This window comes from Bradyrhizobium sp. RD5-C2 (assembly GCF_019972155.1).
Taxonomy (GTDB): domain Bacteria; phylum Pseudomonadota; class Alphaproteobacteria; order Rhizobiales; family Xanthobacteraceae; genus Bradyrhizobium.
The window spans coordinates 48,584-62,555 of sequence record NZ_BOVL01000012.1 but is presented as its reverse complement, the minus strand read 5'-3'; the positions used below and the strand labels follow the sequence as shown (position 1 = coordinate 62,555).

Here is a 13,972-nt window from a genome sequence, read left to right as displayed (position 1 = left end):
CGTGGATTGCTTCGTCGCTGTCGCGCCTCGCAATGACGGGGCCGAGAGGCCTCGCCTCAAGTCCGAGGTGCTTCGACGTAGCGTTACGCCACGTTCTGGTCGAGGATATCGACCGCGCCCTGCAGGTCGACCGACACCAGCTGCGACACGCCGCGCTCGGCCATGGTGACGCCGAACAGCCGGTTCATCCGCGCCATCGTGATCGGATTGTGCGTGATGATGATGAAGCGGGTTTCCGTCGACGAGGTCATCTCGTTCAGCAGGGTGCAGAATCGTTCGACGTTGTGGTCGTCGAGCGGCGCATCGACTTCGTCCAGCACGCAGATCGGCGACGGGTTGGTCAGGAACACCGCGAAGATCAGCGCGAGCGCCGTCAGCGCCTGCTCACCGCCTGACAGCAGCGACAGCGTCTGCGGCTTCTTGCCGGGCGGCTTGGCGATGATCTCGAGGCCGGCTTCGAGCGGATCGTCGCTCTCGATCAGATGCAGCGCGGCCTCGCCGCCGCCGAACAGCTCGGTGAACAACCGCTTGAAGTGGTTGTTGACGGTCTCGAACGAGGTCAGCAGGCGCTCGCGCGCTTCGCGGTTGAGGCTCTGGATACCCTGCCGCAGCCGCTTGATCGCCTCGACCAGGTCGTCGCGCTCGGTGGTCAGCGCGGTGTGCTGGGTCTCGACTTCCTTCAACTCTTCCTCGGCGCGCAGATTGACCGCGCCTAGGCGCTCGCGGTCGCGTCGCAGCTTTTCGAGCTCTTCTTCGACCTGCGTGACCGGCGGCAGCTCCTGGCCGGGCTCGATCTCGGCGAGGCCGACGACCGCCTGCGGCTCGACCTCGAGCATATCGTGGATCTCGCGCTCGATATCGGCGAGGCGGCGGCGGGTGCCTTCCATGCGTTCTTCGGCACGCGCGGTTGCCTCACGGGAATAGGAGAGGGCTTCGAGCGTAGCCTTGGCGACACGATCGGTTTCCGCCATCGCGGCTTCCGCCGTCGCCAGCGCATCGGCGGCGATCCGGCGATCACCCTCGGCGTGCTCGATCTCCGTGATCAGCGCGCTGCGCTTCTCGGCGAACACTTCCGGCGCGTTGGCCAGTTCCTCGCGCTCGGCCGACACCTCGGCGATGCGCTCTTCGATGGTCCCGACCTGCGAGGCGGCGCTGGTCTTGCGGCTCTGCCACTCGTTGCGTTCGGCAACGATGGCCTGCACGCGGCGGTCGGCGAGCTCGGCCTCGCGGGCGAGCGCCTGCGCCTCGGCGCGGACTTGCGCCGCGGCACGGCGCTGGTTGTCGATCTCGGCGCGAACCGCGGCGAGCTGGGCTTCGGTCTCCACGCCCGGCGGCAGTTCGGACAGCGCGGCAACTGCGTTCTCATGGGCCGCTTCGGCTTCGGCGCGGTCGGCGGCGACGCGGCTGTGCGCCTCGGTCAGCGCCGATTTGCGCGCAGAGTGGCGATTGATCTCGCGTTCGGTCGCGGCATGGCGCTCACGGGCGGCGTCGGTTTCGCGGCGGGCGGCACGCACGGCTTCGCGCGAGGCACCCTCGGCGGCGGATGCCGAGCGCAATTCTTCTTCAGCCGTCTCCAGCGCCTGGCGCTTGGCGGCGGCATCGATGCGGGCCTGTTCCAGCTCATGCTCGATGTCGACCAGACGGGCGCGCTCGGCGAGGCGGCGGGCCGCGCCGGTCGGGGCATGGGCGTCGGCGACAAAGCCGTCCCAGCGCCAGACGTCGCCTTCGAGCGACACCAGCCGCTGGCCGGTCCTCAGCTGCGACACCAGCGCCGCGCCGCGTTCCTTGGCCACCACGCCGATCTGGGCCAGACGTCGCGCCAGTTCCGGCGGCGCCTGGACGTGATCGGCCAGCCGCTCGACGCCATCCGGCAGCGCAGGATCATCAGCGGCTTCGCCGACATTGGTCCAGCGCATCGGCGCAGACGAATCCACGGGCGCGTCGAGGTCGTCGCCGAGCACGGCGCCGATCGCCTTTTCGTAGCCCTTGGCGACCGTGATGCCGTCGATGATCGGCGGCCACAGATTCTTGGTCTCGCTGGTGACGAGCTTGGAGATGGTGCGGGCTTCGGTCTCGAGCCGCTGCACGCGCTTCTCGGCCTCGGCGAGCGGATTACGGGAGGATTCCAGCGTCTGCCGTGCGGCGGCGTGATGCGCCTCGCTCTCCTGCACGGCCGCCTCGGACTCGGCGAGCGTCTGCTGCGCCATCTCCATGGCGGCGGCGAGCGCATCGATGTCGCCGAGATTTCCGGTCTCCTGCGCGAGCTTGGTTTCCTCGGCCTGGACGTTGGCGATCTCCTGATCGAGCCGGGCCAGCCGGTCGCGATGCGTGCGCACGCCGGCTTCGAGCTGGTTGCGCTTGGCGGTGAGGTCGGCGAGCTGCGTGGTCAGCTCGGAGAACTGGCGCTCGGTCGCGGCCAGGATCTCCTCGGCCTCGGAGACGCGCTCGTCGACGCCGGAGCGCTTCTCGACCCGCGACTTGATCTCTTCCTTCAGCTCGGCGTCTTCGGTGTCGAGCCGCTGCAACGCGATGTCGGCATCGGAGGTCTGCTGCTGCTCGCGCGCGATGTCCTGGGCAAACTGGGTGAGGCGGCGATCGAGCTCGCCGACGCGTTCCTTGGCGCGCTGTTCCTCGCGATCGAGCATCTCGCGCGCATTGGTCAGGCGCTGCAGGCCGGCGGCGGCGCGCGCCTCGGCATCGCGCAGCGCCGGCAGCTCGGTGGCGCGGATCGCCTGGATACGCGCGGCTTCCGCTTGATGCTGGGTGCGCTCCGCCATCTCGCGCACGGCGAGATCATGCGTCCGCCCGGCGTCGTTGACGTCGGCATTGGCCCCGATCCAGCGCAGATGGAACAGCATGGCCTCGGACTTGCGTACCTTGGCCGCGACCTCGCGGTAACGAATCGCCTGGCGGGCCTGCTTCTTCAGGCCTTCCATCTGGCCGGTGAGCTGGCCGATCACGTCCTCGACGCGGGTGAGGTTGGTTTCGGCCGCCTTCAGCCGCAGTTCCGCCTCGTGGCGGCGGGCATGCAGGCCGGCGACGCCGGCGGCGTCTTCCAGCACGCGGCGGCGCTGCTCGGGCTTGGCCTGAATGATCTCGCCGATCTTGCCCTGGTGGACCAGTGCCGGCGACCGCGCGCCGGTGGCGGCGTCGGCGAACAGGATCTGGACGTCGCGGGCGCGCACGTCGCGGCCGTTGATGCGGTACACCGAGCCGGCCTCGCGCTCGATGCGGCGGGAGATTTCGAGCAACTGGCTGTCGTTGACAGCGGCCGGCGCCGAGCGATCGGAATTGTCGATCGTCATCACGACTTCGGCGTGGTTGCGCGCCGGGCGGTTGCCGGAACCGGCGAAGATCACCGCATCCATGTCGGCGGCACGCAGCGACTTGTGCGAGGTTTCGCCCATCGCCCAACGCAGCGCTTCGACCAGATTGGATTTGCCGCAGCCGTTCGGTCCGACAACGCCGGTCAGGCCCGGCTCGATCATGAAATCGGTGGGTTCAACGAACGACTTGAAACCGTGCAGGCGGAGGCGCGTGAGCTTCATGTACACAAATCTCGTTTGGCCGGGCGCGAATCTCCCTGCCGTGACAATACCATGGATGGCAATGTCGGTGTCTGGGGTGAATAGCTGCGTGCAGCTCTCATGAGCGGCGACAATGGCGATGCGAGTGCGTCAGGGCAACCGCTTGACCAAGCTTTTCCCAAGGGATTTGCAGGGGATTTACAGGGGTTTTGTGGCCCCTGCATGTCCTCCAAGATTCGCATCGCGCGAATCAGGTTTTCAACAACCAAATTATGCGACGGCCGCATGCGGTGATCGCAAATCATCCACAGTTATCGTGCCGCGACTCGAACGCGGGCACGACGACGTCGGATTCGCGGGTGCGTGATCAGCTCTTCAGCAGCGGATCGATGTGCTTGCTGAACTCCTCGAACGAGGTCTCGCCCTTCAGCATCTCGCCGTTGACGAAGAAGGTCGGCGTCGAGTTCACCTTCAGCACGTCGTTGGCGTATTTCTGGTCGGCGGCGATCTTGTCGAGCAGCGTCTGATCCTTCAGGCAGTCCTCGACCTGCTGCTGGCTGAGGCCGGCCTGCTTGCCGATCCGCGTCAGCGTCTCGGTGGTGTTCTTGACCACCCAGTCGTTCTGCTGGCGGAACAGCAGGTCGATCACGGCGAAGAACTTCGGTGCGTCGTCCTTGGCGATGCAGCGCGCCAGCATCGAGCCGGCGGCGGCCTTGATGTCGAGCGGGAATTCGCGGAACACGTAGCGGACCTTGCCCGAGTCGATGTAGGTCGACTTGATCTTCGGGAACACCGTCTCGTTGAAATTGGCGCAGTGCGGGCAGGTCATCGAGGCGTATTCGATGATGGTCACCTTGGCGTCCGCCGGGCCGAGCCCCATGTCCGGCAGCGACTGCGGCTTGGCGACCTCGGCGGCGGTCTGCGCGAACGCGTCCGTGATCAGGCGCAGCGGCGACAGCCCGGCGAGAGCGGCAAGCCCGGTCAGCGAGAGAGCGGTGGTGAAAGCGCGGCGCGTGATGATCAAGGTCAGCTCCCGGATTGGCGCATTCACGCCAGAATGAAGGGGGTCCCGAAAAGAAGCCTTCGCTAGCTTGAAACGACCATTGTGGCAATGCCGGGGTCTTGCGGCCGTGCCTGCGAAAAGCGTCAATTTCGCTTGATCAAGGCACCCAGCCGGGCCAGCGCGGCGCGCAGATCATCGTCCTCAACGGCTGCAAGATTTGCCGCCTCCCGGGCTACGGCTTTGGCGTCGGGCGGGCGCGGCCGGGTCGGGGGGGCGCGCCGCGAAAGCGGCGCTTGCCGGATCGTCAGGCGGCCGACCGCGTGCCAGCCGAAGAAGCGGTTCACCCGCTCCAGGATGACGTCGGAGGAATGCTGGATCTCCAGCGCCATCGGCCCCTCGACCCGCAGCACCAGCGTGGCCGGCTCCTGCGGCTGCCCCTCGACCGGCCGAGGCCACTGGATCTTCAGGGGCTCGCAATAGGCCGCGATCCGCTCGCCGGCGATCTCGGTCCAGCGCGTCACCAGTTCGCGAGCGGCAAAGCCCTGCTTGGCATAGGCGTCGGTGAAGACGTCGCTGAGCAGGATCGACAGGGGCTTTGCGCTGATCGGGCCGGGTCTGGGCATGGGTAGGGTTATAGCATCCCGCAATTCGTGTGAGGAACGTTCCTTCCGTCGTCGCCGGGCTTAGCCGTCCGAAGGACGGCGTCGCTTCCGCTCGCCTATGTCCCGGCCATACACGCCTTTGTTTCCCCGGACAAAGAAAGACGTGGATGCCCGGGTCAAGCCCGCCCATGACGGGGCAAGATTTGTCCTAAAGTAACATCATGAGCTCTCGCGCGGCCGCCAAGACCAAAATGACCGATCAGCAAGCCGACCGCCCGGCCCGGCTGCTGGCCTGGTATGACCGGCATCGCCGGCGGCTGCCGTGGCGTGCGGAGGCGGGGGCGCGGGCCGATCCGTACCGTGTCTGGCTGTCCGAGATCATGCTGCAGCAGACCACGGTCCGGGCAGTCGGACCGTATTTCGAGAAGTTCCTGTCGCGCTGGCCCGACGTGTCAGCGCTCGGCCGCGCCTCGCTCGACGATGTCCTCAGGATGTGGGCCGGGCTCGGCTACTATTCACGGGCGCGCAACCTGCACGCCTGCGCGGTTGCAGTGCTGGGCGACCATGGCGGGGTGTTTCCGGACACCGAGGACGGGCTGCGCGCGCTGCCGGGCATCGGGCCCTACACCGCGGCGGCGATCGCCGCGATCGCTTTCGACCGCCGCACCATGCCGGTCGACGGCAATATCGAGCGCGTAGTCAGCCGGCTCTACGCCATCGAGGCGGCGCTGCCGCAGGCCAAGCCGCTGATCAAGGAGATGGCGGCGACATTGCTTGGGCCCTCTCGCGCCGGCGACGAGAACTCTCGCGCCGGGGACAGTGCTCAGGCCTTGATGGATCTCGGTGCTACCATCTGCACGCCGAAGAAGCCGGCCTGCGCATTATGTCCGCTGAATGACGATTGCGCAGGCCGCGCCCGCGGCGACCAGGAGACGTTCCCGCGCAAGGCGCCGAAGAAGAGCGGCGCGCTGCGCCGCGGCGCCGCCTTCGTGGTGACGCGGGGCGGCGAGCTTTTGGTGCGCTCGCGCCCGGAAAAGGGCCTGCTCGGCGGCATGACCGAAGTGCCGGGATCGCAATGGCTGGCCGGGCAGGTGGATGCCGCCGCGCTGGCGCAGGCGCCCGAGCTCAAGGGCGTCATGCGCTGGCACCGCAAGACCGGCGTGGTCACGCATGTGTTCACGCACTTTCCGCTCGAGCTCGTGGTCTACACGGCCAGCGTGCCGCAACGCACGCGCGCGCCGGCCGGCATGCGCTGGGTGCCGGTGGCGACGCTGGACGGCGAGGCGTTTCCCAACGTGATGCGCAAGGCTATCGCCCACGGGCTGGATCTCTAGGGGGAGACGACCTGCTGACACCATGCTGGCAGCAGGTCTCGGCTACGACGTCCAAAACGGAGGCCGCCATGATTGCAACCGCACTCGACCGCATCCCGATGCCGCCAGTCGCAAAGCTGCTGGGTTGGCGCGTGGCTGACGCACGTCCGCAGGACGGCTGGATCAGGATCGTGTTCGACGGCAAGCAAGATTTCTGCAATCCGGCCGGCTTCATCCAGGGCGGCATGCTGTCTTCGATGCTCGACGACACGATGGGGCCGGCGGTGTTCATCATGACCGAGGGCAGGCTGTTCACCACGACGATCACGATGACCGTCAATTTTCTCGCACCGGCGAAGCCCGGACCGATCACCGGCGAGGCGACGGTGACGCAGCTCGGCAAGACCATCGCCTTCGTCGAGGGCCGGCTGACCGCCGCGGATGGCACATTGCTTGCGACGGCGAGCAGCGGCATTCGGCTGGTCGAGGCGGCGCGGGCGCTGCGATAGGGACTGCTCGCTACAGGCCGTTCCGTCACCCTGAGGTGCGAGCCTTGCGGTGCACTTGCACCGCTGGGCGAGCCTCGAAGGGTCGACGGCCGCCAGCCGGGCCGTTCATCCTTCGAGACGCCGCTTCGCGGCTCCTCAGGATGACGGGATATTAAGCTGCTTCAAGTCATGCAGCGCTTACGCACCCGCCCGCTGCACGATCGGCGGCTTGGCGTTCAGCCCCTCGACCTGGAAGCCGGCGACGCGCTTGTAGTTGGCGGCGATGTCTTCCAGTTCCTGCTGTGACAGCACCTCGGTGACGACGCCAAAGCCGTTGGGTGCGCGCTCCTCGACCAGCTGCATCACCTGCTCCGGGCCGTTGCGGCGGTTCAGCATCACGAGGTCGGTCGTCGCCGGGCGCCGTTCGGCCTCATAGGCTGACAGCGCCGCCCGCGTCGGGCCATGCGCCAAAATCTCGCGCGTCAGCGTGCGCGCATCGAGGATCGCCTGCGAGGCGCCGTTGGAGCCGATCGGGTACATCGGATGCGCGGCGTCGCCCATCAGCGTGACGCGGCCGAAGGTCCATTGCGCGATCGGATCGCGATCGACCAGCGGATATTCGTAGGCATGCGGACAGTTGCGGATCAGGCCGGGCACGTCGAGCCAGTCGAAATTCCAGTTCTCGAACCACGGCAGGAACTCGTCGAGCTTTGCGGTGCGGTTATAGTCCTCGCGGCGCCACTGATAGGTCGGCGGCATATGGCGCTCGGCGACCCAGTTGATGTCGAACTTGCCGTCGACGCCGGCCTCCTTCGAGATCGGATAGCAGACGAATTTCAGGGTCTCGTGGCCGGCCATGATCATGGTGCGGCCGGTCAGGAAGGCATTGCCGCGGGTGATGCCGCGCCACAGGATGCGGCCGTTCCAGATCGGCGGACCTTCCTGCGGATAGAGTTTTTCGCGCACCGCCGAATGGATGCCGTCGGCGGCGATCAGCACCGCGCCGTCATAGCTGCCGGCGGGCTTGCCGGTCGCCTTGTCGATGAAGTCGGCGCGGACGCCGTCGGTGGTCTCGGTCCAGCCGGTAAGATGATGGCTGGTCAGGATGTTCGCAGCGCCCAGCCGCTCGGTCGCGGCATCGAGCAGCAGCTGCTGCAGCCGGCCGCGATGGATGGAGAACTGCGGCCATTTATAGCCGGCCTCGAGCCCGCGCGGCTCGCTCCAGATCGGCTTGCCGTGCTTGGAGAAATAGGCGAGCTCGCGCGTGCGCACCGCTGATGCGTCGAGCACATCGTGCAGGCCGAGCTCGATCAATTCGCGCACCGCATGCGGCAGCACGTTGATGCCGACGCCGAGCGGCCTCAGCTCGGGCACGCTCTCAAAGACGCGACAGGGCACGCCGATCTGGTGCAGGCTGAGCGCCAGCGTCAGCCCGCCAATTCCGCCACCTGCAATCAGCACAGTCATCAAAAGCCCTCTCGATTGGCCATGGTCATCGCATGGCGGCCCCGCTGCGGGCAAGGTCCGCGGCACCGCACGGGGTGGACGGCAACGGGTGCTGCCGCTAACGTCCGCTGCATCTCATAACAAGCCAGGCCGGGTTCGCAACGAACCGACAAGGCCCGCAGAGGACAACGACATGCTCAAGCTCTACACCGCCCCCGGCACCTGCGCGCTCGCGTCCCACATCGCGCTGGCCGAGGCCGGCGCGCCCTATTCGGTCGAGCGGCTCGATTTCAAGGTCAACCAGCAGAACAGCCCGGAATATCTGAAGATCAATCCGAAGGGCCGGGTGCCGTCGCTGATGACCGACCACGGCGTGCTCACCGAGACGCCGGCGATGCTGGCCTACATCGCGCAGACCTATCCGCAGGCGAAGCTCGCGCCGCTCGACGACGCCTTCGCATTCGCGAAGCTGCAGGCCTTCAATTCCTACCTCTGCTCGACCGTGCATGTCTGCCACGCCCACAAGATGCGCGGCGCGCGCTGGGCAACCCAGGAGACGTCGTTCGCCGACATGAAGGCGATGGTCCCGAAGACCATGGCCACCTGCTTCAACCTGATCGAGCGCGACATGCTGAAGGGCCCGTGGGTGATGGGCGAGGACTATACGGTCGGCGACGCCTATCTCTACACGCTCGCGCTCTGGCTCGATGGCGACGGCGTCGACATCGCGACCCTGCCCAAGGTGAAGGCGCATCGCGCCGCGATGGAGCAGCGGCCGGCGGTGCAGAAGGTACTGGCAGAACAGAAGGTGTAAGGCCGCTAATAATTCGGTGTCGTCCCGGCGAAGGCCGGGACCCATAACCACAAATCTCGCTTGTGGTACGACGCTGGGGCCGCCGCCGTGCGCGATAGCGAACGGCGGTGGTTATGGGTCCCGGCCTTCGCCGGGACGACGCATGGAGAGAGAGCGCCGTCACACCTTCCGCGTCTCCAGCTCCCGTCCGGTCTCCAGCATTAGCCGGCGCAGCCAGATCGAACCGGGATCCATCTGGGCCCGTGTCGGATAGAACATATGCTGCTCGTCGATCCCGGGATCGAGCGGCGGCGTCACCGTCACCAGCGATAGTTGTTTCGCCAGCGCGGAGATCAGCCGGCGCGGCACGAAGGCGACGAGGTCGGTGCGCGCAGTGACGTGCAGCGCCTCGATATAGCCCGGCACCACCAGCGCGATCCGGCGCTGGATGCCCTTGGCGCGCAGCCAGGTGTCGATCAGGTCCTCGTTGTGGCCACGGATGATCACCGCGACGTGCCGTGCCGCGAGGAACGCTTCGCGCTTCCTGAGCCTGGCGCCGGCGGGATGGCCGCGCCGCACTGCCAGCGCATCGATGTCGGTGTAGAGCCGCTGGCGGTGAAATCCCTTGAAGGAATTGCCGATCGAGATCACGAGATCGATGGTGCGGGCAAAGTCGGGCGTGAAGATCGTCGAGCTCCGCCACGGCACGACGTCGATGGTGACGTTCGGCGCCAGCTGCGTCACCTTCTCCATCAGCGGCGGCATCAGCAGCTCGACGGCGAGGTCGGGCATCATCAGGCGGAAATGCCGCTCGCTGCGCGCCGGGTCGAAATCGTCGGAGACGAACAGCGTGCGCACCTGGTCGAGCGCCTGCGCCAGCGGCGAACGCAGCGCCTGCGCCCGCGGCGTCAGCTCCATCCGCGCGCCGTTGCGCACCAGCAGCGGATCGCCGATCAGGTCGCGCAGCCGCTGCAGCGCGTGGCTGGTCGCCGGCTGCGACAGGTTGAGCCGCATCGCGGCGCGGCTGACATTGGCATCGCGCAGCAGGGCGTCGAGCGCGACCAGCAGATTGAGGTCAAGCGAATTCAAATTCATTAGGTGAATATATATCATACCACCTATCGATTGGAAGAATGTGCGCCGGCGCCGCATGATCGGGAGGCAAGGCGTTCTCACGCGAAGCGAACAACGCTTCACTTGAGGAAATGCCTGAAATCAGAGCCAACCCATCGCAAGGAGACGCGCCATGAGCGCAGCCGACAACAAGAAACTGGTGCAGGAGATATTCGTGGTCGCGAGCAATCCCGATCCCGCGGTGCGCGAGAAATCGCTGTTCATGGCGACGCTTGCCGACGATGCGATCTGGACCGTGACCGGGCAATATTCCTGGTCGCGCACCTTCACCGGCAAGCAGTCGATCATGAATGATCTGCACGGCACGGTCCGCTCCAGGCTGGTGGAACGGACCCGCACCGTCGCCCATCGCATCATCGCCGACGGAGATATCGTCGTGGTCGAGGCCAAGGGCAACAACCTTACCAGGGAAGGCCAGCGTTACGACAACGACTATTGCATGGTGTTTCGCTTCGACGGCGGCAAGATCAAGGAGGTGCGGGAATATTGCGACTCGGTGCTGACCGAGAAGGCGCTCGGTCCGTTTCCGGCGGCCGCGGTTCGCGCGGCGGGTTGAAGCACTGACGGCCGCAGTCGCGGCAGCGCTGGCCTGGATCTGGCAGTGGCGTGAGAACCGGCGCGCATGGCGGCAACTTGCCGCCGTGAGTGAACGCGAACGGCAGGACATCGGCGTCTGCCGCGCCGACATCGCCCGTCAAGGCCGGTACGACAACGGCAGGTACTGGCCGCCGTAAGATGCGAAAATGGTCAGGGTGGGCAGCGCGGAAGCGCGCCCACCCTGCGCAGCGTTGAGGGACGGCTTACGCCACCTTGGACTTGAGGTGGCCGAACATGATGTCGCGGGCCGAGTCGTCCATCTCCGCCTTGAAGGTGTGCTTGTCCTTCAGCGCGATCGCGCGCGCCGCCGCTGGCCGGGCCGAGATCTCGTCGACCAGCCGCTTCACGTTCGGATACTTCGCGTAGCCTTCCTCGCCGAGGATGAACGGCGCCATCCGCGCCCAGCCCCAGAACGCCATGTCGACGATCGTGTAGCTGTCGCCGACCATGTAGCGCGACTTTGCCAAATGATCGTCGAGGATCTTGTAGTGGCGATGTGCCTCGTACTGGTAGCGGTTGTTGGCGTAGTCGAGGTCCTTCGGCGCGAAATGCTTGAAATGCACCGCTTGGCCGGAATACGGACCGAGGCCGGTCGCGATGAACATCAACCAGGACAGCGTCGCGGCACGGTTGGCCGGCGTGTTGGCGGGCAGGAACTTGCCGTTCTCCTCGGCGAGGTAGAGCAGGATGGCGTTGCTATCGAACACCAGCACCCCGTCATCGTCGATCGCCGGCACCTTGCCGTTCGGGTTGACCTTGAGGAATTCAGGCGCGAATTGCTCGCCCTTGCGTGTGTCGACCGGGATCGCCTCGAACGGCAGGCCGGATTCTTCCAGGAACAGGGCAACCTTGTTCGGGTTCGGCGCGCCATTGAAATAGAATTTGATCATGAAGGGACTCCCTTGGTTCTTGTGACCGGCGAAATCGGGACGCGGCGGGCGAGGGCCGCTTGGCCCCTCATGCGCAAAATTCGCTGCAATGCGCAAGCGACGAGTTTGTGAATCAGGGTCGCGTGTCGCGCTGGTCAGCCCCAGAAGAAGCCCAGGATACCCGCGACGATCAGCGCAACGCCCGCGACGTCCAGCACGGCGGCGGAACGGGTCGCGGCGTGCAGGTTGGAAAGCTGTGTCGCGCGCTCCGAGCCGCGGGCAAAGCCGTGCACGATGATCTCTTCATTGAACTCGCCATGCGCCTCGAGGGCGAGCGTGAGGCCGACGCAGACCAGCAGGATGCCGAAAATGATCAGGCCGAAGAATCCGAGCAAGCCGATCAGCAGCATCGGAAACATGCCGAGCAGGAAGATCGGCAACAGCGGCACCAGCAGCAAGGTCTCGGATTGTCTTCGCATCGGGCGACCAATCGAAACGGGTGACTGACAGCCGCACCATCCTAGGCCACGGCATTGCTGCCTGGCCAACAAAAAGCAAATGGCTGGTCTGCATTCTCGGCGCGCTCAGCGCGCGGCGTTGCCGGGCCTGACGAAGGGCAGAATGGTCGGCATGGTGATGATCTGGCTGGTGTCGATTTTGAGCCGGCCGCCGCTCGGCAGCCCCCCCTGCGCGCAGGGCGGCGCCGTCCTGTCCTGTGCGATGGATTCGGCAAGGTCGATGTCGCCCTTATGATGGAGCAGGGTCGCGTCCGGCTTGATTCCGAGGAGCGCGGCAAAATCCCCTGAAAAGGGCGCCGCGGGATTGATCCAGCTGCCGCTTCCCACCGGAGCCACGAACCTGATGCGCGACGGATCGACGCCGACGACGCCGGGAATGCTGTTAAACTGGTCGGCAAGGACGGTGAGCCGTCCGATGCAGGATGTCGCGCCGGTGAAGACGACGATGCTCGGATTCTGGTTGCGGACCACGATGTCGAGCGCCCCGCGGTCGGCAGGTATCCGCACTTCATGGGCGATCGCGGGACGCGGCAGCAGGACCGAGGTCTTCTGGCCGTCCAGGATGTTGGCGATGAATACGCGCCGCGCCGGCGGGTCGTCGCTGCGCCAGACCGGCCGTGCGTCGTCGGCGCAGTAATGCATCCACTGTGCCGGATGTCCGACCAGGCCGCATGTGTCGGCCGGGACCGAATTGGCGGCACATGCCTCGGCCAGCGCATTGCGATAGCGCGTCAGCCGCTCGACCTTCTCGCACCAACCCACCTGGTTGCGCAGCTTCATTTGCACCGAGGTCGTGGGATCGGCGGCGAGGCGGCGCATCGTCGCCCAAAGGCCCTGGTCGAGCGGCGCGGCCGCAATCACCTCGACGGCGCGCTGCGTGTCGTCCGGCTGGCTGCTCGCGCTGAGCTGATCGGCCAGCACGCGCTGTTCCTCGATGCTCAGCGCCTGCGGCGGCACGATGCTGCGCTCGTCGATACCGAGCGCTTTCAACAGGAACTGGCCCGGCTCCGGTGCCGCGATTTGCGAGCCGACGACGGCCCGGTACCGCGGCGCTTCGCGTGGCCGCATGACAGGTCCGGCGACCAAGTGAAAATGCATCTCGGGGAAGCCGATGAACTCGTCGTATGCGACCATGCGCTCATCGGCGCCCTGGTGCAGCGCGAGCTCGAGTGTCCAGGCGACGGGTGTGGTGTAGTCGCGATGCGTCGTGATCCAGGAATGCGGCGCTGCGAATGTATCGGCGTAGAACACGAGCCCGTCGCCCGGTACCTTGTCGGCTGGCACGGCGACGGCGCAGCTGCGCCATCCGGTCAGCACCACCATCTCGTCGCGCTCGGTGCGCCTCTTGCGGCAGTCGTCGCGCGCCGAGACCTCGAGGCGCCATCTTTTCTGGGTGGCCACCTCGTAGCGGCTGCCATACACGGCATAGACCTCGAACAGTCCGGTTTCGGCGAGGAAGTGCACGAACGGCTCGACATCTCGCCGGGTGCTCTGAACGATCAGCACGCGCGGACGACCGTCGGCGCTCAGGCCTGCACGCGGCCACGATGCGATGTCCGCTGCCCGCGTGGCGGCGAGTGATCGAGCGAGCATCCACTGCCCGGCGAAGTAGCCCGGCGTCACCAGCCCCACCACGATCAGCGCCCAGCCAGCCCTGCAGCGGCGGAGCAGCAGCAGACCGA

General features: G+C 66.4%; 13 protein-coding genes. 5 read left to right on the top strand and 8 right to left on the bottom strand.

The genetic code is table 11. The annotated features are described in order from the left end of the window. Positions 1 to 83: 83 nt before the first annotated feature. The 3 genes from smc to BraRD5C2_RS14550 all read right to left on the bottom strand — a co-directional run bounded on the left by smc (position 84) and on the right by BraRD5C2_RS14550 (position 5,153). Positions 84 to 3,548, bottom strand: coding sequence for a chromosome segregation protein SMC (gene smc / locus BraRD5C2_RS14560; RefSeq protein WP_223969398.1), 3,465 nt, complete (start codon positions 3,546 to 3,548; stop codon positions 84 to 86). 346 nt (positions 3,549 to 3,894) lie between these two features. Further along, complete coding sequence (locus tag BraRD5C2_RS14555; protein ID WP_092124558.1) at positions 3,895 to 4,551, bottom strand: DsbA family protein; 657 nt, start codon at positions 4,549 to 4,551, stop codon at positions 3,895 to 3,897. Positions 4,552 to 4,673: 122 nt separating this feature from the next. Next, the gene (locus tag BraRD5C2_RS14550; RefSeq protein ID WP_223969396.1) at positions 4,674 to 5,153 is read right to left on the bottom strand and encodes a DUF721 domain-containing protein; all 480 of its coding nucleotides are present in this window, start codon (positions 5,151 to 5,153) and stop codon (positions 4,674 to 4,676) included. Between the two features lie 230 nt (positions 5,154 to 5,383). Here BraRD5C2_RS14550 and mutY point away from each other — a divergent pair, with 230 nt between their 5' ends. Then, the gene (gene mutY / locus BraRD5C2_RS14545; RefSeq protein WP_223969394.1) at positions 5,384 to 6,466 is read left to right on the top strand and encodes an A/G-specific adenine glycosylase; all 1,083 of its coding nucleotides are present in this window, start codon (positions 5,384 to 5,386) and stop codon (positions 6,464 to 6,466) included. A gap of 68 nt (positions 6,467 to 6,534) precedes the next feature. Further along, complete coding sequence (locus BraRD5C2_RS14540) at positions 6,535 to 6,954, top strand: PaaI family thioesterase (RefSeq protein ID WP_223969393.1); 420 nt, start codon at positions 6,535 to 6,537, stop codon at positions 6,952 to 6,954. A gap of 177 nt (positions 6,955 to 7,131) precedes the next feature. On the opposite strand, the gene BraRD5C2_RS14535 is transcribed toward BraRD5C2_RS14540, so the two are convergent. After that, a complete protein-coding gene (locus BraRD5C2_RS14535) occupies positions 7,132 to 8,400 on the bottom strand; it encodes a flavin-dependent oxidoreductase (RefSeq protein WP_223969392.1) in 1,269 nt (422 codons plus the stop codon). 172 nt (positions 8,401 to 8,572) lie between these two features. Between BraRD5C2_RS14535 and BraRD5C2_RS14530 the strand changes: the two genes are divergently transcribed. After that, entirely contained in the window at positions 8,573 to 9,193 is a 621-nt protein-coding gene (locus tag BraRD5C2_RS14530; RefSeq protein WP_223969391.1) for a glutathione S-transferase family protein, read from the top strand. 159 nt (positions 9,194 to 9,352) lie between these two features. On the opposite strand, the gene BraRD5C2_RS14525 is transcribed toward BraRD5C2_RS14530, so the two are convergent. Beyond that, on the bottom strand, positions 9,353 to 10,267 hold the full coding sequence (locus tag BraRD5C2_RS14525; RefSeq protein ID WP_223969389.1) for a LysR family transcriptional regulator: 915 nt from the start codon (positions 10,265 to 10,267) through the stop codon (positions 9,353 to 9,355). 151 nt (positions 10,268 to 10,418) lie between these two features. On the opposite strand from BraRD5C2_RS14525, the gene BraRD5C2_RS14520 reads away from it, so the two are divergent. Both BraRD5C2_RS14520 and BraRD5C2_RS39655 read left to right on the top strand, forming a co-directional pair. Next, a complete protein-coding gene (locus BraRD5C2_RS14520) occupies positions 10,419 to 10,862 on the top strand; it encodes a nuclear transport factor 2 family protein (protein WP_223969387.1) in 444 nt (147 codons plus the stop codon). 4 nt (positions 10,863 to 10,866) lie between these two features. After that, on the top strand, positions 10,867 to 11,040 hold the full coding sequence (locus BraRD5C2_RS39655) for a DUF1127 domain-containing protein (RefSeq protein ID WP_374708002.1): 174 nt from the start codon (positions 10,867 to 10,869) through the stop codon (positions 11,038 to 11,040). Positions 11,041 to 11,106: 66 nt separating this feature from the next. On the opposite strand, the gene BraRD5C2_RS14510 is transcribed toward BraRD5C2_RS39655, so the two are convergent. The 3 genes from BraRD5C2_RS14510 to BraRD5C2_RS14500 all read right to left on the bottom strand — a co-directional run bounded on the left by BraRD5C2_RS14510 (position 11,107) and on the right by BraRD5C2_RS14500 (position 13,925). Beyond that, positions 11,107 to 11,793, bottom strand: coding sequence for a glutathione S-transferase family protein (locus tag BraRD5C2_RS14510; protein WP_223969386.1), 687 nt, complete (start codon positions 11,791 to 11,793; stop codon positions 11,107 to 11,109). Positions 11,794 to 11,927: 134 nt separating this feature from the next. Then, entirely contained in the window at positions 11,928 to 12,251 is a 324-nt protein-coding gene (locus BraRD5C2_RS14505) for a hypothetical protein (protein ID WP_223969384.1), read from the bottom strand. Between the two features lie 105 nt (positions 12,252 to 12,356). Further along, positions 12,357 to 13,925 (bottom strand): hypothetical protein, encoded by a 1,569-nt coding sequence (locus BraRD5C2_RS14500; RefSeq protein ID WP_223969383.1) that lies wholly within the window; start codon positions 13,923 to 13,925, stop codon positions 12,357 to 12,359. Positions 13,926 to 13,972: the final 47 nt, after the last annotated feature.

Bases quoted from the DNA above. Each gene is read 5' to 3' on its own strand.
- smc (WP_223969398.1), bottom strand. From the start codon at position 3,548: ATGAAGCTCACGCGCCTCCGCCTGCACGGTTTCAAGTCGTTCGTTGAA.
- BraRD5C2_RS14550 (WP_223969396.1), bottom strand. From the start codon at position 5,153: ATGCCCAGACCCGGCCCGATCAGCGCAAAGCCCCTGTCGATCCTGCTC.
- mutY (WP_223969394.1), top strand. From the start codon at position 5,384: ATGACCGATCAGCAAGCCGACCGCCCGGCCCGGCTGCTGGCCTGGTAT.
- BraRD5C2_RS14540 (WP_223969393.1), top strand. From the start codon at position 6,535: ATGATTGCAACCGCACTCGACCGCATCCCGATGCCGCCAGTCGCAAAG.
- BraRD5C2_RS14535 (WP_223969392.1), bottom strand. From the start codon at position 8,400: ATGACTGTGCTGATTGCAGGTGGCGGAATTGGCGGGCTGACGCTGGCG.
- BraRD5C2_RS14530 (WP_223969391.1), top strand. From the start codon at position 8,573: ATGCTCAAGCTCTACACCGCCCCCGGCACCTGCGCGCTCGCGTCCCAC.
- BraRD5C2_RS14525 (WP_223969389.1), bottom strand. From the start codon at position 10,267: ATGAATTTGAATTCGCTTGACCTCAATCTGCTGGTCGCGCTCGACGCC.
- BraRD5C2_RS14520 (WP_223969387.1), top strand. From the start codon at position 10,419: ATGAGCGCAGCCGACAACAAGAAACTGGTGCAGGAGATATTCGTGGTC.
- BraRD5C2_RS14510 (WP_223969386.1), bottom strand. From the start codon at position 11,793: ATGATCAAATTCTATTTCAATGGCGCGCCGAACCCGAACAAGGTTGCC.
- BraRD5C2_RS14505 (WP_223969384.1), bottom strand. From the start codon at position 12,251: ATGCGAAGACAATCCGAGACCTTGCTGCTGGTGCCGCTGTTGCCGATC.